Annotated in this window: 1 pseudogene; it reads left to right on the top strand. The window is 51.3% G+C overall.

The features are described from left to right. Window positions 1-339: pseudogene (locus J3482_RS20360) on the top strand (hypothetical protein); the annotation flags it as partial.

Below are 339 nucleotides of genomic sequence, written 5' to 3'. Positions count from 1 at the left end.
AAGCTCGGGACACGGCTGCTTTACGCGAAACCCTATGCGCCGGAGTCGAAGGGAAAAATAGAGCGGTTTAATCGTATCGTCGACTCGTTTCTGGACGAAATCGCTGCGGCGAAACCTAAGACATTGGAACAATTGAATCAACAATTTGAGGTCTGGTTAGGATTGGTGAACGGGCTGGGCAAAGACCTAAACTGCCAGAGCGGTTCGAGAACCAAAACGTTGACACATCTCGTCTGTTGGATGCAGCCGAGAAGAAGCATCAGGATCGGATTGAGCGTATCACGCCTGCAGTCCGCTATGACGCGGTCTGGAAGGAGGAGAATGGTCGTGTTTGAATCG

The organism is Alicyclobacillus suci (assembly GCF_017329615.1).
Lineage (GTDB): Bacteria > Bacillota > Bacilli > Alicyclobacillales > Alicyclobacillaceae > Alicyclobacillus > Alicyclobacillus suci.
Note: the sequence above shows the minus strand (reverse complement) of the source record. Positions and strands in the feature narration are given on the sequence as shown.